Raw genomic sequence first — 21581 nt, forward strand, 5'->3', positions numbered from 1 at the left:
CTCACCGCTCCCGTAGAGGACTTCAATCCGTGACCACGCAGTACGGCAGCTCCGCTCCGTCGCGGCTCGCGTCCGGCGGCGCTCCCCCTGTTCGGCGCAGGTCGACTATCGTGATCACAGCAACTCCCGTATCCAGAGGAAGCGTTCATCCTGGTGACAGCGCACATGACCGCCCTCCGCCCCTTGCCTGATCTACTACGGGAGCATGCCCGGCGTTTCGGTTCCAAGACCGCCTTCCAGGACGCCCTTTCCCAGGTGACCTACGGGGAGCTGGAACTGCGAACCGGCCGGCTGGCGGGACACCTCGTCGGCCTCGGTCTGCGGCACGGGGAACGAGCGGCGATCCTTCTGGGCAGCCGGGTGGAGGCCGTCGAGAGCGTCCTCGCCGTCACCAGGGCGGGCGCGGTCGGGGTACCGATGGACCCGCGGAGCACCACCGCCGAGTTGGCACACCTGCTGGACGACAGCGGGGCCCTGGTCCTCTTCACCGACCGCAACTCCCTGGAGCAGTTGCAGCCGCTGCTGCGCGAGCGCCCCCTGCTTGGCGTGGTGCTCGTCGAGGATGCCGGGGCACGAGACGGATCACCGGCAGCGGAAACGGCAGCGGCAGCAGAGACGAGTGGCGGTTCGGCCCGCGTAGCGGGCATCCTCCGCTACGCCGCCCTGGCCGTCACCGAGCCGCCTGTGCCGGCTCCGGATGATCTCGGGCTCGACGAGGTGGCCTGGCTCCTCTACACCTCCGGGTCGACCGGCCTGCCCAAGGGGGTGCTGTCCACCCAGCGCCACCGGCTGTCGTCGGTGGCGTCCGGTTTCGTCGACGTCCTCGGCCTGTCGGCGGACGACCGCCTGCTCTGGCCCCTCCCCCTCCACCACGCCATGGGGCAGCTCCTGTGCGTCCTCGGGGTGACCGCCACGGGCGCGTCCGCCAAGCTCCTTCCGCGGTTCTCCGTGACGGACGTGCTGGCTGAACTCCGCCGGACCGAGGACCCTTTCACGCTGCTGGCCGGTGTGCCGGCGGCGTACCGCAAGCTCGTTGACGCCGTAGGGGACGGAGGCCTTGGGGCGCCCGCCCTGCGTGGCTGCGTCAGCGGGGGTGCGACCGCTCCTCCCGCTTTCCAGCGGGCTTTCGAGGAAGTCTGCCGGGTTCCGTTCCTCGATCATTACGGAAGCACTGAGGCGGGGCCCGTCACCATGACGGCGCCGGGCGCCGCCAGGACGGCCGGCTCCTGCGGCCGTGTGCTGCCAGGTATGCGGGCGCGTATCGGCGACGGCTGCGACTCCGAAGCCCCGGGAGAGGGCGGGGAAGAGGGCGAGAAAGAGGGCGAGTTGTGGGTCTCCGGGCCCGGTGTCATGGCCGGTTACCACCAGCGGCCCGACGACACCGCCGAGGTCCTGCGCGACGGGTGGTACCGCACCGGTGACCTGGCCCGGATCGGCACCGACGGTGAAATCACCCTCACGGGCCGGGTCAGCGAGCTGATCATCAGGGCCGGGGAGAACATCCATCCCTCCGAGGTGGAGGCGGTGCTGCTGGCGCTGCCGGGAATACAGGACGCCGCCGTGGCCGGCCTCTCGGACGACGTACACGGTGAGGTCCCGGCTGCTTACCTGGTTCCGGCGCACGCCGGTGCCCTCGACAGGAGAGAGATTCTCGCCGCCTGCCGGGAACACCTCTCACCGTTCAAGGTGCCCGCCGCCTTCTACGAGGTGGAGGCGATCCCTCGTACCGCCTCGGGCAAGGTGAAGCGGTACACCCTCGCAGACGTGTCCGCGCGCCCTCTGCCGCCCCAAGCCCTCACGCCGCAAGAGGTGGAGACGACGGACCTGACGGCTCTGGTGCGGGCCGAGGTCGCCGCCGTGCTCGGCTGCGCCGTGGACGAGGTGGAGCAGAGCACCGCGTTCCGTGACCTGGGCCTTGACTCATTGACGTCGACGGCGCTGCGCGACCGCTTGGCGACGGCGACCGGGCTCTCCCTGTCCGAGGCCGCGCCCTTCGACTTCCCCACCGCTGCCGAGCTCGCCGCACATCTGCGGGCGCGGCTCGCCGGTGGGACGGTGACTGCCACGCCCAGCCGTCCGGCAGAGACAGCTGGTTCGGACGAGGACCCCGTGGTCATCGTCGGCATGGCGTGCCGTTTCCCCGGCGGCGTACAGAATCCCGAGGATCTGTGGCGGCTGGTCGAGGACGGGATCGACGCCATCACCCCCTTCCCCACCGACCGGGGGTGGGACGTGGACGGGCTGTACGACCCGGATCCCGGGCAGCCAGGACGTACGTACGTACGCGAGGGAGGCTTCCTGTCCGGCGTCGACCGCTTCGACCCCGCCTTCTTCGGGATCTCGCCCCGCGAGGCCCTGGCCATGGATCCGCAGCACCGATTGCTGCTCGAAGTCGCCTGGGAAGCCTTCGAACACGCGGGGATCGATCCCGGCACGGTGCGCGCCACCCCCACTGGTGTGTACGCCGGACTCATGTACAGCGACTACGCCAGTCGTCTCGCCCGCACGCCGGAACGGGTGGAGGGCTACCTCGGTATCGGCAACGCGGGCAGCGTCGCCTCCGGCCGTATCGCCTACACCCTGGGCCTGGAGGGTCCTGCGGTCACCGTGGACACGGCGTGCTCGTCGTCCCTGGTGGCCCTGCACCTGGCAGCCCAGGCCCTGCGCAGGGGCGAGTGCTCGATGGCGCTCGCCGGAGGCGCCACCGTGATGTCGGCACCCCACTCCTTCGTCGAGTTCAGCAGGCAGCGCGCACTCGCCCCCGACGGCCGCTGCAAGGCGTTCGGGGCGGCGGCGGACGGCACCGGATGGGCCGAAGGCGCAGGAATGCTGCTCATGACCCGGCTCTCGGAGGCCCGGCGCGCCGGCCATCGGGTCCTGGCCGTGGTGCGCGGTTCCGCGGTGAACCAGGACGGCGCGAGCAACGGCCTGACCGCGCCGCACGGACCGGCCCAGCAACGGGTGATCCGCCAGGCTCTGGCGGACGCCGGCCTCGCGCCCGCGGACATCGACGCGGTGGAGGCCCATGGCACAGGCACCCGGCTCGGCGACGTGATCGAGGCGAAGGCCTTCCTGGAGGCGTACGGACCGGAGGCGGGCGGGCAGGAGGCGGGCGGGCAGGCCGGAACACGCGAACATCCGTTGTGGCTGGGCTCGGCGAAGTCCAACATCGGGCATACGCAGGCGGCGGCGGGCATGGCCGCCGTGATGAAGATGGTCCAGGCGATGGAGCACGGCGTACTGCCGCGTACGCTCCACGCCGAGCAGCCCAATCCCGGCGTGGACTGGTCCTCGGGCGCGGTCTCGCTGCTCACCCGTTCGAGGCCCTGGCCCCGGACCGGGCGGCCCCGGCGGGCGGGTGTGTCGTCCTTCGGGATCAGCGGGACCAACGCGCATGTGGTGATCGAGCAGCCGCCCGTGGAGAGGTCGGGTGCCGGTGCCCCGGGCCGGTCGGACAGCGGTACTACGGCCACTCAGGTGCCCGCTCGGTCGGTACCGGGGGCGGCCGTGTCGTTTCCGGTGTCGGCAAGGAGCGCCCCGGCGCTGCGGGCGCAGGCTCAGCGACTGCACGCCTACGTGGCCGAACGTCCCGGAACAGACCTGCTGGACCTCGGTTTCTCCCTGGCCACGACCCGCTCCCATTTCGAGCATCGCGCGGTGCCGGTCGCCCGTGACCGCGAAGAACTGCTCGCCTCGCTCGAAGCGTTGGCGGAGGGCCGCTACCGGCCGGGCCTGGCCACGAGCGGCCCCCGCCCGGCGGGCCCTGTCGTCTTCATGTTCACCGGGCAGGGCAGCCAGCGGACCGGCATGGGCCGGGAACTGTACGAGGCGCACCCCGTCTACGCCCGTTCCTTCGACGAGATATGCGCCCTGCTGGACCCGCTTCTGCCGGAGCCGCTGCGGGACGTGGTGTTCGCCGCCGAAACCGCCGAATCCGCCGATACCGCCGAGAACATCGAAGGTGACGGCACGGGAAGTGCCGAGTGTGTCGGCGGCTCGCGAGCGGGCGTGCTCGGCGGGCTCGGCGCGCTCCTGCACACAACGCGCTTCGCGCAGCCCGCACTCTTCGCTCTGGAGGTCTCCCTGTTCCGGCTGCTGGAGTCCTGGGGCGTACGCCCCGACATGGTGGCAGGGCACTCGGTCGGCGAACTGGCGGCGGCTCATGTCGCCGGGGTGCTGTCCCTCGCGGACGCCTGCACCTTGGTCGCGGCGCGGGGTCGGCTGATGGACGCCCTGCCAACCGGTGGGGCGATGGCGTCGGTTCAGGCCAACGAAAGCGAGGTCACCTCGTACCTGGCAGGCGGAGCGGACCGCACCCGAGGCGTGGACAGTGCCCCAAGGGTGGACATCTCAGCCGTGAACGGTCGCTCCGTCGTTGTCTCCGGGGACGAATCCGCAGTGCTGGAGGCCATCGCGTACTGGCGCGAACAAGGCCGCGAGACCACCCGGCTGCGGGTGAGCCACGCCTTCCACTCGGCGCACATGGAACCCATGATCGATGCCTTCGGCCTAGTCGCGCAGGGGATCACCTACTCCCCTCCGCAACTGCCCTTCGTCACCGCGGTGGTGGACCGGCCCGCGACCACCGAGGAGATCTGCTCGCCGCGGTACTGGGTGGACCACGTACGCCGACCGGTCCGATTCGCCGACTCGGTGCGGTACCTACGGGAGCGGGGGGCCACGCACTTCGTGGAGCTCGGCCCGAACAGCGTCCTCGCGGGTCTGGCGCGCGACTGTCTCTCCGGCCGCCGCCCGACGGCCACGGCGGACGAGGCCACGGCGAACGCGGCCACCGCCGACCCGGCGGCGGTGGCATCCGGCGACGGTACGGACGGCCCCGAACCGCTGGTCGTCCCGACGCTGCGCGGCCCGCGGCCGGAGGCAGCGGCACTGCTCGCCACCGTGGCCGCACTCCACGCCCACGGTGTGGACGTGGACTGGCGCGCGGTCTTCGCCGGACGCGGCGCACGGCACACGGCGCTGCCCACCTACGCGTTCCAGCGCGAGCGATACTGGCTCGAGGCCGACTCGGCCGGATCCGCTACGGCGGCCGACTCGTCGACATCCGCGGCTGAGCCCGGCCCCGAGCCCCACCCCTTCCTCCGGGCGGTGACGTCGACGGCGGACGACGACGGCCTGCTGCTGAGCGGCCGGCTGTCCCTGGGTGATCAGCCCTGGCTCGCCGACCACGCGGTGCTGGACACGGTGCTCCTGCCGGCGACGGCCTTCGTCGACATGGCGATCCACGCCGGGGACCGGACGGGTGCCTCCACACTGGAGGAACTGACGCTGACGGCGCCGCTCGTACTCTCCCCCGACGAGCCGGTCGAGCTCCAGGTGAAGGTGGCGCGAGCCGACGCGGAGGGGCGCCGGGCGGTGGTCTTCCACGCACGGACGCACGCTCCCGGTTACGACGACCGTCCCTGGACCCGCCACGCCTCCGGAGTCCTGACCCCTGCGGACTTCAGCCTTCCGGAACAGCGGGCTTCCACGGACTCACCCTCTCCATGGCCTCCGGCGGGCGCCGTACCGCTGCCGCTCGGCACCGAGGCGGGTATCGGCCTCTACGAGGGACTTGCGCACGGCGGGCTCCGTTACGGGCCGGCCTTCCAGGGCCTGCGGGCCGCTTGGCGCCTGGGGGACGACCTCCTCGCCGAGGTCGAACTCCCGGAGGGTGAACACGTAAACGCCGGCCTGTTCACTCTGCATCCGGCGCTGCTGGACTCGGCACTGCACACCCTGACGCTGGATCAGTATCAGTCCGTCCCGGAGGGCGACCGCGGCAGCGGAACCGGGGCGGGTTTGTCGCTCCCGTTCGCCTGGAGCGGTGTGCGGCTGCACGCGTCCGGCGCCCGCGCCCTGCGGGTGCGGGTGTCCCGGGCGAAGAGGGAAACGGAGGGGAAAGCGAAGGGAAAGAGTGTCCGGCTGGAACTGACCGACGAGGCCGGAGCCCCCGTGGCCACGGTGCACTCGCTCACCCTGCGGCCGCTCGCCCCCGAGCAGTTGAGCGGCGTACGCGCGCACAGCGACAGTCTGTTCCGCCTTGAGTGGACACCTCTGCCGGATTCCGCCGCCCCGGTGCCGACGCGGCCGGCGGGGCCGCCTCTGTACGGACTCCTCGGCGAACCGTCCCCAGAACTGAGCGGCGCACTCGCGCAATTGGGCATCCGGCCGACGGTCTACACGGACCCTGCTTCGGCGGCACCCGACGCACCGGCCGTCGTGATCGCCTGCCCACCGCTCACGAGGGTGGACGAACCTGACCGTGCGTCGGCCGCACACCGCGCAACCGGCTGGGCGCTGCGGCTCGTACAGAACTGGCTCGCCGAAGACCGACTCGCCAACTCACGTCTCGCCGTGCTCACTTCGGGCGCCGTCACCTCCGGCCTCGTTACCTCGGGCGTCATCACCCCCGGAGCCGATCCGGACGCGAGCATCACCAACGACGATGCCGCACTAGTCCATGCACCTGTGTGGGGGCTGCTCCGCTCGGCGCAGACCGAGAACCCGGGCCGCTTCTCGCTGATCGACATCGACGACCACCCCGAGTCCGCGGGCGCCTTGGCCCGAGCCCTGATGAGTACCGAGCCGCAGACGGCCATACGCCACGGTGTCGCGTACGTACCGAGACTGGTCCGCGCAACCCAGGCGGCAACGGCAACGCCGGTGACGGCGACCGCTGCGGCGGCCGATGGCGCACCGCGGCGGCTGCACCCGGATGGCACCGTCCTGGTGACCGGGGGCACCGGCTCCCTGGGCATGCTGTTCGCCCGTCACCTCGTGGTCGCACACGGCGTACGTCACCTGTTGCTCGTGGGACGGCGCGGAGCGGACGCGCCCGGTGCCGCCGAACTCGGCGCGGACCTCACCGGACTGGGCGCAGAGGTCACCTTCGCGGCCTGCGACGTCGCCGACCGCACGGCGCTCGCCGCCCTGCTCGCGAGCGTTCCGGAGGCACACCCACTGACCGGAGTGGTGCACACCGCGGGGGTCCTGGACGACGGAGTGGTGCCCGCGCTCACCCAGGAGCGGCTGGACCGCGTACTGCGGCCGAAGGTGGACGCGGGCCTGGCCCTGCACGAGTTGACCCGGAGCTGCGACCTGGCGGTGTTCGCCCTGTTCTCGTCGGTGGCCGGGGTGTTCGGCTCCGGTGGGCAGGGCAACTACGCGGCGGCGAACTCGTTCCTGGACGCGCTGGCACAGCACCGCAGGGTGCTCGGGCTGCCCGGCACCTCTCTCGCCTGGGGGCCATGGCAGCAGAGCGGCGGGATGACGGCCGGGCTCCGGGGCGCGGACCTGCGCAGGATGGCCCGTTCCGGTTTCCTCCCGCTGCGGACCGAGGAGGGCCTTTCGCTCTTCGACGCCGCCATCGAAGGACAGGAGGCGGCCCTGGTGGCCGCGCGTCTCGACCCGGCGGCAGCGGCGGCATCCGCGGACCCCGGGGCACCGCTCTCACGTGTACCGGGCCGAGGGCCCGTACGGAGGGCCTCCGCATCGCTGGCAGGGCCCGGCACCGGAGGTGAGGACTCCCTGCGCCGACGGCTGGCCGCCATGCCCGCGGTCGAACGCGGTGCGCTGCTCCTCTCGCAGGTCCGAGCGGAAGCCGCCCTGGCGCTCGGCCATGGCTCGGGGGATTGTGCGGTCGAGGCGGACCGCGCGCTGGCCGAGCTGGGCCTCGACTCACTGGCCGCGGTCGAGCTGCGCAACCGGCTCGCCGCGCTGACGGGCCTCGCCTTGCCTGCCACGCTCCTGTTCGACTACCCGACGCCGCGCGCCGTTGCCGCCCACTTGGATGAGCTCTGGTCCTTGAACACCCCTGAATCATCGGGCGCGTTGGCCGCACCACAGCGGCAGGAGGGTGCGTCGCTGAGTACTTCGGCTCCGAAGGCCACGAACGCCGCCGACTCCTTGTCCGCGCTCTTCCGTACGGCGTGCGCCCGTGGCAAGGCGTGGGACGGGATGGCCCTCCTGACGATAGCCGCACGTCTCCGTGAGGTGTTCGAAGACGCCGCGGTCCTTGGCTCGCCGCCCGCGGCCGTCACCCTTGCGACGGGGGGCTCCGGGACCCGCCTGATCTGTTTCCCCGCCCTCAGCGCACTGTCTGGGCCGCACGAATACACCCGATTGGGGTCGGCCCTCCAGGACCGGCGCCCGGTTTCGGTACTGCCGAACCCGGGCTTCCTGCCGGAGGAACTGTTGCCCGCCACACTCGATGCCTTCGTGGCGGCACAGGCCTCCGCCGTGCACGCGTGCGTCGGAGACGAGCCGTTCGTCCTGCTGGGGCGGTCGGCCGGCGGATGGGTGGCACACGCGGTCGCCGAGAAGCTTGAGAGCATGGGCCTGATTCCCTCCGCTGTCGTCCTGATCGACACCTATCCCGGCGCGGAAAGCAGTTCAGGAGGCCCCGGCGGCGACGGACCCGCGCTCTCGGCGATGACCGCAGGCATGCTGGAGAACGCCTCGCAGTTCGCCTCGGTCGAGACCGACCGGCTCACTGCGATGGCCGGCTACCTGGAGCTCTACGCCGGCTGGAAGCCGGCCTCCCTGTCGGCCCCCACCCTCTTCGTCCGGGCCGGAGACCGCCTGCCGGGCATCGAAGCAGCCGAACCATGGAACCTGCCGCACTTCGAGATCACCGTGCCCGGCGACCACTTCACCGTTCTTGAGGATCATTCCCGCACGACAGCGCTGGCCATCCACACCTGGCTCTCGGAGCACCTCCGAGTGGACGCCTCCTGAGACGCGGGCCTCAGGGCCACGACGGGGAAGCCGGACGGCAGCCGATTGGCCAGCGCGCCGCACGGCATCCGCGTGCCCTCCGCCTGGACGGTGGCTTCACTTCGAAGGCCTCGCCCCCCTCCGACCGCCCCAATGGTCGCGGCGTCAGCGCCGCCCCGAAAGCGGGCCGCCCGGGAGGGGCGCCGCAGCCTGGAGTCCGTACCGCGCGGCCGCGTTGCCCTCGGCCGGACGCAATGAACTCCTCAGCGAGGTCACGCACTTGGTGCGGTCCCTGGGACGCCCGGCGAGGGTCGACGAGCAGCATCGCGGTGGCGGCACCCGTTGCCGGGGACGGCTGAGGAACTCATGCCGCGTGCTCCTTCGGCTGCGGGGCGGCGCTTGACAGCAGGAGATAACGCGGAGCCTCCTTGAGAAGTAGGGAGATGCGCTACATCTGGCCGTGCCGATTAGGGGCCTGACAGGCGCCTTTGGTCGTGCCGCAGCTGTGGCGGCCCTGACCCTGGCTGTCGTCGTTGCTGATCAGACCAGTCACGTCAGCGGCACCCTCAGGTGATCAACGCACCACCCACGGATGATCATGTGATCGTGGAGGCACAGGTGCGTGACTACGGGTTTTCGCCGGCTCAGCAGGATGAGATCTGGAGACGCTGGCGCGAGGGGCAATCGTTCAGCTTGATCGGGCGGGCGCTTGGGGCACCGATGCAGAACGCCCGTCGGTTCCTGCACCAGAGCGGCGGCGACGCCTCACCCCGCAGCAGCGATCAGAGCGGCATTTGAACGGCAGCGAGCGCGAAGAGATATCCCGCGGCATCGCCGCCAGGGAATCTGGCCGGCAGTTGGCCAGGCGGCTGGGCCGATCGCCCTCGACCGTCCCCCGCGAGATCACCCGAAACGGAGGCCGGGACCGCTACGGTGCCGCATCCGCCGATGAGGCCGCCTACGCGCGCGGGCGCCGGCCCAAGCAGCGTCCAAGCTCGCCCAACGACCGGCTCTGCGTGCCCTGGTGGAGGCGAAGCTGGCTCTCGCACGAAGCGATCTACCTCTCGCTCCACGACCCTCGTCGCCGCCACGCAATCGACCGCAGCCTCACTCAGCGCCTGCGGTCAGCCCGGCCATGCGCCGCCCGAAGATGGCCCATCGACCTACCGGGCGGCGCATCATCCGCGGCCTGGTGTCCATCACCGCCCGCCCTGTCGAGGTCGAGGTCGAGGACCGGGGAGCAGGCGGTATGCCCGGTAGCCAACCAGCGTACGAGCGGATGCGAACAGTCAGTCCCTGGGCCAAGCATGGAGGGAATGGAAGAGGAAGCCTGCGGTACGACGGCGCGCGACGCGATGACGCAGCTCGCGTACCGTTCTCTGTCCTCGACGGGTGTGTACCTGGTGGCGGCGGACGACCTGCTGGGATGTCTGGAGGTGGATACCGGGGCCTGGAAGCGCTTCGCCAGCCACTGGGAGGACCTTGGACCTGACGCCTATGCGGCTCGCGAAGGTACCCTTCGCCTGCGCCGCTACGGCCGCTTCTCCCTCACACGGGACGGCCACGTCACACCAATGCCCCACGTCCCCTTCCGCCAGGGCGAACAGTCCAACCCCCTCTACATTGACAAGGACCGTCACCTCGCCCCCCTCACCGAGGCATTCTGCGCGGAGCCCGTCCTGACCGCACTGCTGTCCATGCTGGGCCGAGTGGCTGCCGGGATCGTACACGCGGCCGAGTGGAGCGTGAACGTCCACCTCTTCCGCGTGACGGCCCTACCGGGTAATACCGGAGAGCCGACGCCGGAGGGCAGGCACCGGGACGGGGTGACTCTTGTGTCCTCGCTGCTGGTAGCACGAACCAACGCGGCCGGTGGACAAAGCTCCGTCTTCACGCCGCGCGGCAGACACCTCCTGACCACCACACTCAGGGATCCAGGGGCCTTGCTCCTGGGAGACGACCGCAGCACTTTCCACGAAGTGACCCCGATCCACCCGCTGGACGCCGCCTCCCCAGCCCAGCGTGACGTACTGGTCACCACACTGACGGCCCGATGACCCGTAGGGCTGTGGAATCGGGGCGCCCGGTTGTCCAAGACCGCCCCGATACGCCAGCACCCGCATCATGTGCGGAAGCGGGAGAGCCAGGTGCCGTCGGCCTTCTGCCCGGGCACGGCCTGGTCGTGCTCCTGATGATCAGGCTGAGTGTGCTCGGTTTGGCGTTCGGCGGCGGGTCTCCCGTGGGGCGCCCCACCGGGCGGGCTCGAGCGCCTACCACCGTTCGTCGGTGAACTTCGTGCCGCAGCTGGCGCGCCGCGTCGGCTGCGTGAGCGGTACAACCTTCGAGCATGGATTCGCTCCCGCCGACATGCCCCAGCCGCCGTGAAGTGACGGACCATTTTGTTACGGCGGTCGTCCAGGCCAGCGCGCCCCTCGGTCTAACCGGCGGGGGGCTGGTGGCCCTCGACGGACGCGCTGGCGCCGGCAAGACCACCCTCGCGGCAGACATCGCCGCACACCTCGGCGGCCCCCGCGGGGCAGCGATCGTCCACGGGGACGACTTCCTGCGGCCGATGAGCTGGCAGGCGCGCCTCACGCTCGGCGCCCAGGAGGGATACCAGTCGCTCTTCGACGTAGACCGTCTCCAAAGACAGGTCCTGTCGCCCCTGCGGGGCGGACGGCCGGCCCGCTACCGGCGTTACGACCCCGATACCAACTCGACTCCCGAACACAGCACGGTAGAAATCGAACCTGGCCGACTCGTGATCGTCGAAGGAGTCTTCGTCGCCCGTCCGGAACTTGCCGCCCTCTACGAGTTGACCGTCTTCCTCGACACGCCACCCGACCTCTGCCGGACCCGGCTGCACGCCCGCGGCCAGTCTCCAGAGCGACTGGCGTGGCTCGCCTGCTGGCAAGCCATCGAAGAGCACTACGTCACCACCACTCTCCCCCACAATCGCGTCGACCTCGTCCTGCGCTGACCAGCTGGCGCTGGTCGACCACAGCCGGGGGGGGCGCCCGCGCTGTGGCTGGGCTGCCACCGATGTGACGGGCGCCGGGTCCGCCCGCTATCGCGGTGCGAGACCGACGCAGTCGGCGAAGGCACTCCGTCTCCCCTGCGGGGCCGCGCGTTGCTCAGTACGAGCCCTGCAGTGGCGTGACGTGCACCTTTCACCGTGGACTCAGTCGGCTGAGACGACGACACGACCGCCAAGTCCATCACGCGTCGATGGTCTCGATGCCGCCCAGCCGAAGCGGCGGGTGCGGCGCTCGCCGTACGGGGTGTACAGCAGGGACTGCCCGACGTCCGCTTGCAGACATGTTCGCGATGCGATCTGGCAGCAGAAGTTGGACGGTTCTCCCGACATTTGCCAGGTGCCCCACTCGGTTGGCCAAGCAGGGGCCGCCACGCCTGCACAGGTAATGCCCCGCGGCCTGAAGGATGGGATCTTGCGTTGCTGCCCGCCGCGCGATGAACCGTTACGGACTGTCCGGGGGACCAGGCTTGTCCGTTGTCGGGCTATCGCCCATACCCGGTGCTTGCTCATGCCGGTGCTTGCTCATGCCCGGTACCGCGTGAGGGCTGACTCGGACAGCGCGAGGAAGGGCGCGTCGACCGCCGCCCCATCGGGTGCGACGGGCCGGTTCTCGACGTACACCACCTCGACATCGCGCTCGGTCGCGCACTGGGTGACCACGTCCACGGCTGCCGCCTTCAACTCCACAGCCAGCACCTCCGCGCCGCGGGCGGCCTGCGTGTCCAGGTCGACGCGTAGTCGGTCGCGATCCGCGAGCGCGTGGCTGAGGCCGGTCACCTCTGCCCCGTGGGCGTCTTCGAGATGCTGCCGCAGGACAGGCCCGTACCGCGGGTCGGCGGTGGTGGCGAACCACACACGCTTGCCTGCCACGCCGTCGAGCGGGCGTGGGCGGAAGACGGTCCTGATGACCTCGGGTGGGGAGGGCGTTTCCCGGACGATGGTTTCCAGCGCGGCGAGGTGCTGCCTGTCAGCATCGTGCTCGCACTTGGTGAGCACGATCAGGTCGGCCAGCAGCGTGCGGTACAGACCGAAATAACCGAACAGGTCCGCGGGGCTTGTCTCGGCTCCGACGACCAGTAGCCCGGCATCGGTGCGGGCGGGCGGTACCGCACAGCCGCTGGATTCCAGGACGAGCAGCCCCGGGGCCAACTCCAGGGCACGCTCAAGAGCCCGCCGGTAGTCATCGAAGCACGTCGCCCCCGCAAGACCACCGCCCGCGCGCCAGGTTCCCACCGTCGGCACGCCCGCGAACAGCGCGCCCTCGACGTAGTCGCTGGCTGCGTGCCGGCCCCGTGCCACCCAGTCCAGCAGGACGCGTGGCGTCAACTCCGACCCCCGCCCCAGGACTTGAGGTTCACTCGGCCCTCCGCGCCCCATCGCGACCACTACCGGAGACAGACCGCTGTCACGCCATACGCGGGCCGCGTGGCCAGTCAGTGCAGTCTTGCCCATCCGTTTGCCCATGCCCAGGACTGCCACGGACGGCACCCCTCCGACCGGCGGGCGAGGTGGCGGAGTGAACGTGAAGTCCGCTCCACGGTATGTGGCTCTTTGCCACAGGGCGATGGAGGCCATGCGGCAACGGCGGGCGTTGCTCAGGACCGGGGCGTCGGACAGGTCGAAGACGGTACCGGCGCCGGTTCGAGAGAGCGCCTCGGCGAGCCCGGCCTCGGCGTCTTCCGGCGTCTCGACCGGTACTCCGACCTCCAGCCGACGCTGACCGAGCTTCTCGCGGCCACCGGCCAGCAGGGCAAGGACGGGATGCTCTCCCGCCTCGCGAAGGGAAAAGGCCGATGGCGCAGCCCGTGCCCGGAGCTTCGGCGGTCCATCGCCCGCCTGCGGAGCGGATCGGCTCTGGGATACGTCAGCAGCCAGTCTCACCACGGTCCTTGCAGCCCTTGCAAGCGGACCGGGTGGTCACCGTGGCGGGCCGGTGACGAACGAGTCCGGGAGGGCGGCCGTCGGGGAAGGGTGCTGCTGGTCGACCCGAGCGCGGCGGTCGGACTCCTCGTCACGGTGGAACCAGATGCTCACCACGCCACTGGCCAGGACGATCAGCACGATCGACAGCGCTGTCAGCAGGGCCGTGCGGGTGCGGTTACGGCTGCTCACAGTCCCCCCAGCACTGTTGCCGACGTGGCCACGGCGACCTCGCGAGCGCGCTCGGGGGTGCTCGGCTGGGCAACGTATTCGACGCTGAGGACGTCCTTGCCGAGAAGGACGGCAGCTCGGCCTTGGCGCGGCGTCCGGGTCGGCCGCTGGAGGCGGACTCGGAGCGGGCCTCGGCGTATGCCTTCTCGCCAACGCCGGGAACGTCGCGTGGTGTTGAGCCGTCACCTTGGCGGGTGTCGCCGGCCCGTTCCCGGCGCGTCGCCATCGCCCCTCCCCCGCTTTCCGCCACAGCAGTGTGCGTGCGGTGAAGATCATCGTGAGTCTGGTCGGGCTGGGGGCAATCCTTGACGGCGTGGCCGCGATCCCCCGGCGGCTCGGCACGTCCGTCCCGGACGCGGGAGCGACGCGAGGCCGCGTACGTCCGCATCGTGGTTGCCGTGGGTCAGCGCTTCGACCCGAGGCACCAGGCTCAGCCACGGCAGTGCAGGTCGTCACGGCCCTTCGCATAGGGTCGGACCCACGATGAACAGCAACGATCCGTCCGCCGCGCCGTCCAAGGCCGACAAGGCGACCGTACGGCGGCACAACCTGAGCCTGGTGCTGCGCACGGTCCATGACGCCGGTGAGACGACGCGCGCCGGGGTGGCCGCGCGGGTGGGGCTGACCCGGGCCGCGGTGTCCTCGCTCGTGGATCAGCTCCTCACCGAGGGGTTCCTCACCGAGTGGGGCAAGACGTTCAGCGGGCAGGCGGGGCGGCCGGGCACGGCGTTGCAGGTGGCGCGGACCGGGCCCGCCGGACTCGGGGTCGAGATCAACATCGACTACGTGACGGTGTGCGTCATCGACCTCGCAGGCACCGACCGCGTACGCCTGGTGGAGCGCACCGACAACCGGGGCGCCCCGCCCGCCACGGTCCTGGCCCGGGCGGCGCGGCTCGCGTCACGGGCCATCGAGTCCGCCACGGAGCAGAAGCTTCGCCCCGTCGGTGCCGAACTGGCCCTGCCCGCCCTGGTCTCCGGTGGTTCGGTGCGGCAGGCGCCGAACCTGGGCTGGAACCGGGTGGCCGTGGAGGGACTGTTCGCACAGGCGTTGACGGCGCTGCATCCCACCCACCGCGCACTGCCGGTCAGCGCCGACAACGAGGCGAACCTGGCGGCCATGGCCGAGCTGTGGTTCGGCGACAGCGACGACCGCGTGACCAGCTTCATCTACCTGACCGGCGAGATCGGTATCGGCGGCGCCCTGGTGCTGAACGGTCAACTCCTGCGCGGTGCCCACGGGTTCGCCGGTGAGATCGGGCATGTTGTGGTGGAGCCGGACGGTCCCGAGTGCCGCTGCGGTGCGCGGGGCTGTCTGGAGCAGTACGCGGGACAGGCGGCGCTGTTGAGGGCGGCGGGTCTCGACGAGAGCGCGGGCCTGACCGGGCTCGCGGAGCTGGAGCGCCTGGCGCGCGAGGGCGAGCCGCAAGCCCGGAACGCGATCGAGGAGGCCGGGCGCAGGCTTGGCCGGGTGCTCTCGGGGGCGGTGAATCTCATCGACCCGGACGCGGTGATTCTGGGCGGTGTCTTCCGCGACCTCATGCCGTGGCTCGCCCCCGCCGCCGATGGGGAGTTGACCGCCCGTGTGGTGTCGGGTCTGTGGACGCCGGGTGGCAAGCGGCTGCGGGCCTCGTCCTCGTCCGGTGACGCGGCGCGGGGCGCGGCAGCGCGCGTGGTGCGCGAGGTCCTGGCGGACCCGGCTGCGTACGTGGAGCGCGTGGCGGACTGACACCTCGGCCCGGGGAGGGCCTGGCGGTGTCGGTGCGCCGCGCGCTCCGGGACGATGTCAGCCGCGGTGTGCCGCGATCAGCTTCCGGTACCAGTGGTAGCTGTCCTTCGGAGTGCGCTGCTGGGTGTCGTAGTCGACGCGTACGATCCCGAACCGCTTGGCATAGCCAAGCGCCCACTCGAAGTTGTCGAGCAGCGACCAGACGTAGTAGCCGCGTACGTCGACGCCCGCGTCCATGGCGGCGCGCAGAGCCGTCAGGTGGCTGTGCAGATAGTCGACGCGGTCCGCGTCGTGGACGCCGCCGTCGGAGTCCACCACATCGTGTTCGGCCGAGCCGTTCTCGGTGATGTGGATCGGCGGCAGGGCCTCGCCGTAGGTGTCCTTCAGCGCGGTCAGCAGGTCGGTGAAGGACTCGGGCACCACAGGCCAGTTCATGGCCGTACGCCGCACCTCCGGGTAGGCCATCTCCTGGTAGCGGTTGTCCGTGGCGACGCGGTGGGCGGGGTCAGGCTCGCGGTAGGGGGCGTCGACGACCACGATCGGCCGGTAGTAGTTGATGCCGAGGAAGTCCAGCGGCTGGGCGATCAGATCGAGGTCCCCGTCGCGGCGGAAGTCCTGGCGGGCGATCAGCTCGCCCCAGGTGTCCTGCTCGCTCGCCGGATAGCGGCCCGCGAGGATCGGCTCCGTCCACACCAGGTTGTGCTGGGTGTCGGCGCGTACGACGGCCGCGCGGTCGGCGGGCGTGTCGTTCGCGGGCACGTTGCGGTCGAGGTTGAGGGTGATGCCCGCCTCCCGGACACCGGCCGCGCGCAGCGCCTTCATCGCCAGGCCGTGGCCGACGAGCAGGTGGTGTGCGGCGGCCAGGGCGCCGGTGCCCTCCTGGGCGCCGGGGGCGTGGCGGCCGACGGAGTAGCCGAGGAACGCGCTGCACCATGGCTCGTTGAGGGTGATCCAGCGGGGTACGCGGTCGGCGAGGTGCTCGGCGACGATCTGCGCGTACTCGCCGAAGCGTTCGGCGGTCTCGCGCACCCGCCAGCCGCCTTGGTCTTCCAGGGCCTGCGGCAGATCCCAGTGGTAGAGGGTGGCGGCCGGTTCGATGCCGGCCTCGAGGAGTTCGTCCACGAGCCGCGAGTAGAAGTCCAGGCCCTTGGCGTTGGCGGGACCGGATCCGGGGGGCTGGATGCGGGGCCAGGCGATGGAGAAGCGGTAGGAGTCGACCCCCAGGCCGCGCAGCAGGGCTACGTCCTCGGGGTAGCGGTGGTAGTGGTCGCAGGCCACGTCGCCGGTGTCGCCGCCGTCGACGCGGCCCGGGGTGTGGCAGTAGGTGTCCCAGATGGAGGGGCCGCGGCCGTCCTCCTGCGCGGCGCCCTCGATCTGGTAGGAGGCGGTGGCCGCGCCGAAGACGAAGCCGGAGGGAAAGACGGGCAAGTCACTCATGGATGGCCTTACTTGGCGTACGTGGCTTACTTGGCGTGCGTGGCTTACTTGACGGATCCGCCGGTGATGCCGGCGGCGATGTACTTCTGGGCGAGGACGAGCAGCACCGCTGCCGGGATCGCTGACAGGACGGATGCGGCCATGACGGAGCCCCAGTCGCCGACGTGCGCGCCGATGTACTGGTAGATGCCGAGGGTGACCGGCTTGACGTCGTCGGTGGTGTTGAGCGTGAGCGCGAACATGAAGTCGCTCCACGCGTACAGGAAGGAGAACAGGCCCGCGGTGATCAGGGAGTTGCGGCTCATCGGGAGCACCACCTGCACGAAGGTGCGCAGCCGGCCCGCGCCGTCGACCTCGGCCGCCTCGATGACCTCCTTGGGGATGGCCACCATGAAGGAGCGCATCAGGACGATGGCGAAGGGGATGCCGAGCGAGGCGTCGGCGAGCATGAGGCCGAAGTAGGAGTTGACCAGGCCGAGATCGACGTACGCGCTGTAGAGCGCGTTGGCGATGACGATGCCCGGCACCATCTGGGTGATGAGCGTGCCGAAGACGATGGTGCGGGTGCCGCGGAGGCGGAACTGGGCGAGCCCGTAGGCGGCGGGGGCGGCGATCGCGAGGCAGATGGTGACGGCGCCGAAGGCGACGGCGAGCGAGGTAAGCAGGTGGCCGCCCTGCTCACGGATCGCGGAGGTGAACCCGGACAGGTCCACCCCGTGCGGGATGGGCGAGACCTCCAGGAGGCCCGCTTCGGGCTGCAGGGCCGTGTTGAGCATCCAGTAGAGCGGGAAGAGCATCACGCCCAGGATCAGTACGCCGCCGACGGTGGCGCCCCAGCGGCGCTTCGCCCTGGTGACAGGCGCGTGGGCGGCGGGTGTCTCGGTGACGGTGGTGGTCGCCATGCCGGTCACTTCCCCTCGGAGCGGTTGGCCCGCAGGTAGAACACCGCGAAGACGGCGGAGATCAGGATCAGGACGTTGCCGACGACGGCGCCCGCGCCGAAGTCCAGCTGCACGAAGGAGTTCTGGTAAGTGAGGGTGCCCAGGGTCTGGGTGGAGTCGGCGGGGCCGCCGTCGGTCAGGGCGAGGATCAGATCGAGGATCTTGACCGTCGACATGAAGCCGAGAACCAGCACCACGGTGATGACCGGCTTCAGCAGCGGCAGCGTGATCGAGCGGAACGTGCGCCAGGCGGACGCGCCGTCCAGGGACGCGGCCTCGTACAGCTCCTTGGGGACCTCCTGTAGGCCGCCGTACAGGATCACCATGTTGAAGGGGATGCCGATCCAGATGTTCACCAGGATGACGGAGAACAGGGCCATGCCGGGGCTGGTCAGCCAGGGTGTGGCGCCGCCCAGCCCGAGGGTGTCGAGGAAGGAGTTGAGGACGCCGGTGTCCTGGTCCAGGATGCGGCGCCACACGATGCCGGAGACGACCATCGGGACGAGCCAGGGCAGCAGGATCAGGGAGCGCAGCACGCCGTTGAGCGGGAATCTCTTGGTGAAGAACACGGCGAGCGCGAGGCCGATGCCGAACTGCCCGATCAGGGAACCGATGGTGAAGACGACGGTGTGCCACAGCGCCTTGCCGAAGAGGTCGTCCTGGAAGACCTTGCTCCAGTTGTCGGTGCCGTTGAACGGGGCCTTGCCGTCGAAGAAGGTGGAGGGCGAGTAGTCCTGAAAGCTCATCAGGACGTTGCGTACGAGCGGGTAGCCGAAGAAGAGCACCATGAAGATGACCGCGGGCGCGATGAAGCCCCACTGGGAGAGCCTGCGGCGGCGCCGGGCGCGTGCCGGGTCGGGCTTCTTGACGGTGGTCGCCGGGTGATCGGCGGCGGGTGCGGTCGCGGAGGCTGTGGTGGTCGACATGTTCGTCACGTCACTTCCCGCTCGTGGCACGCTGCTGGGCTCGCTTGAGCGCGGCCTCGCTGGACTGCCCGGTGAGGGCGGACTGGAAGGCGCTCTGCAGGGCGAGCGACACCGACGACCAGCGCGCGCCGACCTTGGCGGTGCGTGAGCGTGCGGTGGCCACCTGGTCGGCGAGGGCGTCGAGTTCGGGCACTTCCTTGCGCCAGACGGCGGCGGCCTTCTCGTTGGCGGGGACCATCCAGCTGTTGCGCGCGTAGGTGATCTGCTCCTTCTCGCCGGCCATGCAGTCGATGATCTTCGCGGCGGTCTTCTCGCGCGCGGTGTCACCGGTCTTGGGCACGGTCAGCACGGCGCCGCCGAGCGGGCCGACGGAGTCATCCCCCGCCTTCGGCACGGGGATCCGGGCGATGCCCCAGTCCAGGTTCTTCTTGGTGTTGAGGGTCTCGACCTGCCACGGACCATTGATCATCATCGCGGCGTTGCCCGCCATGAACTGGTCGTTGACGTCGGCCTGGGTCCAGTTGACGGTCGACTTGGACAGCGAGCCGTCCTTGATGAGGCTCTTCCAGTAGTCGAGCGCCTGGGCGACCTGCTTGCTCGCGAGGTGCGACTCGTCCCCGCCGTTGGACCACATGAACGGAGTGAACTGGAAGACGCCGTCCTCCGCGCCGCCCGCGCTCAGGGCGATGCCGTACTGCTTGCCCTTGGTGAGCTTCTTGGCGGTCTGTCGCATCTCGTCCCAGGTGGTGGGGACTTCGAGGCCCGCCTTCTTCAAGGTGTCCTTGTTGTAGAACAGGGCGAGGGTGTTCACCGTGCGCGCAGCCCCGTAGTACGTGCCCTTGTAGGAGCCGAAGTCGACGATGCCCCGCGGGATGTCCCGGGTGGACAGGCCCAGCGTGCGCAGGTCGATCAGGCCGCCGGCCTCGGCGAACGTCGGCATCTCGGAGGCGTCGAACTGGATGACGTCCGGCAGTGACTTCGACGACGCCATCCGCAGGGACTTCGTCATGACCTGTGCGGCCGGAACGCTCTGCTGCTCGATGGTGATGCCGAGCCGCTTGCTGCAGCGGGACAGGGTGGCGGCGTCCCAGCCGTGATACGAGTCGTCGGTCGACGAGTTGAGGACGGTGTAGACATCGTCGTCGCGTTGCTGGCCGCAGCCGGCGAGCGCCGCGGTGGCCACGAGCGCGGAGACAACGGTGAGCGGGACCGTCACCCGCCGACCGTCGCGGCGACGCCTGCCACGCGCGCGCTGCGGTATGTGTGCTGCTGTCACGGTGGTTGCCCTTGCCTGGGAGGGGTGGCCGGCCCGGCGGGACGCCCGTGTCCCGCCGGGGGTGTTCGCAGATCCCGGTACGGCTCCGGCCGCGGCCGTACGGGCTCGATCGCGGAGTGCGGGGATCAGCGCGCGCCGAGCAGGTGCTCCATGGCGAGCTGGTCGAGGTGCTCGAAGGCCATGGAGCGCTGGGCGGCGGCGTTCACGTCGAAGTCCTCGTACGCGCCATTGTCGGCCAGGAGCTCGGCCAGGCCCTCGGCGGCGGTGGGCTGTGCGAGCTGGTCGAGGCGGGAGTCGCGCAGCGCCTGCCGCACCTCGGGGTCGGACCGGAACGCGGCCGAACGCTCCTTGAGGATCAGGTAGTTGCGCATGCAGTTCTTCGCGGACTCCCACACGCCGTCGACACCGTCTGTGCGCGCCGGCTTGAAGTCGAAGTGGCGCGGCCCCTGGTAGCCGGCGCTCTCGAGCAGGTCGACGAGCCAGAACGCCTGGCGCACGTCACCGGCGCCGAAGCGCAGGTCCTGGTCGTACTTGATGCCGGTCTGGCCGTTGAGGTCGATGTGGAAGAGCTTGCCCGCCCACAGAGCCTGGGCGATGCCGTGCGGGAAGTTCAGGCCCGCCATCTGCTCGTGGCCGACCTCCGGGTTGACGCCCACGAGTTCGGGGCGCTCCAGGCGCTCGATGAACGCCAGGGCGTGGCCGATGGTCGGCAGGAGGATGTCGCCGCGCGGTTCGTTCGGCTTGGGCTCGATCGCGAACCGGAGGTCGTAGCCCTGCTCGACGACGTACTCGCCGAGCAGATCGAAGGCCTCCTTCATCCGGTCGAGCGCGACGCTCACGTCCTTGGCGCCGCCGGACTCCGCGCCCTCACGACCGCCCCAGGCGACGTACGTCGTGGCGCCGAGCTCCACCGCGAGGTCGATGTTGCGGATGGTCTTGCGCAGCGCGAAACGGCGTACGTCCCGGTCGTTGGCGGTGAAGCCGCCGTCCTTGAAGACGGGGTGGGTGAACAGGTTCGTGGTGGCCATCGGCACCGCGAGCCCGGTCTCGTCGAGGGCGGCACGGAACCGCTTGACGATGGCCTCGCGCTCGGCGTCGGAGGAACCGAAGGGGATCAGGTCGTCGTCGTGGAACGTCACGCCGTACGCACCGAGTTCGGCGAGCCGGCGTACGGAGTCGACGGGGTCGAGGGCGGGGCGGGTGGTATCGCCGAAGGGGTCGTTGCCCCGCCAACCGACGGTCCACAAACCGAACGTGAACGTGTCTTCGGGGGTGGGGGTGAAGCGGTCGGACATGGTGCGGCCCTTTGCTGCGAGTTTGTTTTCTGACATGACTAATACGCGACGAAGCGCTTCGACGCTAGACCC

General features: G+C 70.5%; 12 protein-coding genes and 1 pseudogene. 6 read left to right on the forward strand and 7 right to left on the reverse strand.

The window, feature by feature from the left end:
* The first annotated feature begins 165 nt into the window (after positions 1–165).
* The 5 genes and pseudogenes from E5671_RS03275 to E5671_RS03290 all read left to right on the forward strand — a co-directional run bounded on the left by E5671_RS03275 (position 166) and on the right by E5671_RS03290 (position 11698).
* Positions 166–8739, forward strand: coding sequence for a type I polyketide synthase (locus tag E5671_RS03275; protein WP_160502348.1), 8574 nt, complete (start codon positions 166–168; stop codon positions 8737–8739).
* Between the two features lie 585 nt (positions 8740–9324).
* Positions 9325–9516, forward strand: coding sequence for a hypothetical protein (locus E5671_RS45970; RefSeq protein ID WP_237330077.1), 192 nt, complete (start codon positions 9325–9327; stop codon positions 9514–9516).
* Positions 9513–9572: pseudogene (locus tag E5671_RS45975) on the forward strand (hypothetical protein); the annotation flags it as partial. The gene E5671_RS45970 and the pseudogene E5671_RS45975, both read left to right, overlap by 4 nt.
* Before the next feature lie 462 nt (positions 9573–10034).
* Positions 10035–10775, forward strand: coding sequence for a 2OG-Fe dioxygenase family protein (locus tag E5671_RS03285; RefSeq protein WP_160502349.1), 741 nt, complete (start codon positions 10035–10037; stop codon positions 10773–10775).
* Between the two features lie 398 nt (positions 10776–11173).
* Positions 11174–11698: a hypothetical protein gene (locus tag E5671_RS03290; protein ID WP_160502350.1), complete on the forward strand. Its 525-nt coding sequence runs from the start codon at positions 11174–11176 to the stop codon at positions 11696–11698.
* Between the two features lie 579 nt (positions 11699–12277).
* Here E5671_RS03290 and E5671_RS03295 read toward each other — a convergent pair.
* Complete coding sequence (locus E5671_RS03295) at positions 12278–13636, reverse strand: 2,3-diphosphoglycerate synthetase (RefSeq protein ID WP_160502351.1); 1359 nt, start codon at positions 13634–13636, stop codon at positions 12278–12280.
* A gap of 36 nt (positions 13637–13672) precedes the next feature.
* Positions 13673–13867, reverse strand: coding sequence for a hypothetical protein (locus E5671_RS03300; protein ID WP_160502352.1), 195 nt, complete (start codon positions 13865–13867; stop codon positions 13673–13675).
* Between the two features lie 522 nt (positions 13868–14389).
* Here E5671_RS03300 and E5671_RS03305 point away from each other — a divergent pair.
* Positions 14390–15634 (forward strand): ROK family transcriptional regulator, encoded by a 1245-nt coding sequence (locus E5671_RS03305; RefSeq protein ID WP_160502353.1) that lies wholly within the window; start codon positions 14390–14392, stop codon positions 15632–15634.
* Between the two features lie 57 nt (positions 15635–15691).
* On the opposite strand, the gene E5671_RS03310 is transcribed toward E5671_RS03305, so the two are convergent.
* The 5 genes from E5671_RS03310 to xylA form a co-directional block, all read right to left on the reverse strand.
* Positions 15692–17071 carry a GH1 family beta-glucosidase gene (locus E5671_RS03310; RefSeq protein WP_160502354.1) on the reverse strand — a complete coding sequence of 460 codons (1380 nt, stop codon included), beginning with the start codon at positions 17069–17071 and terminating at the stop codon, positions 15692–15694.
* 44 nt (positions 17072–17115) lie between these two features.
* Complete coding sequence (locus tag E5671_RS03315) at positions 17116–17973, reverse strand: carbohydrate ABC transporter permease (protein ID WP_160502355.1); 858 nt, start codon at positions 17971–17973, stop codon at positions 17116–17118.
* 5 nt (positions 17974–17978) lie between these two features.
* Positions 17979–18938 (reverse strand): carbohydrate ABC transporter permease, encoded by a 960-nt coding sequence (locus E5671_RS03320; protein ID WP_160502356.1) that lies wholly within the window; start codon positions 18936–18938, stop codon positions 17979–17981.
* Between the two features lie 10 nt (positions 18939–18948).
* On the reverse strand, positions 18949–20214 hold the full coding sequence (locus E5671_RS03325; protein WP_443032561.1) for an ABC transporter substrate-binding protein: 1266 nt from the start codon (positions 20212–20214) through the stop codon (positions 18949–18951).
* A gap of 125 nt (positions 20215–20339) precedes the next feature.
* Complete coding sequence (xylA, locus tag E5671_RS03330) at positions 20340–21509, reverse strand: xylose isomerase (protein WP_160509959.1); 1170 nt, start codon at positions 21507–21509, stop codon at positions 20340–20342.
* Between the last annotated feature and the right edge of the window lie 72 nt (positions 21510–21581).

Origin of the sequence: Streptomyces sp. BA2 (genome assembly GCF_009769735.1) — a bacterium.
Taxonomy (GTDB): Bacteria; Actinomycetota; Actinomycetes; order Streptomycetales; family Streptomycetaceae; genus Streptomyces.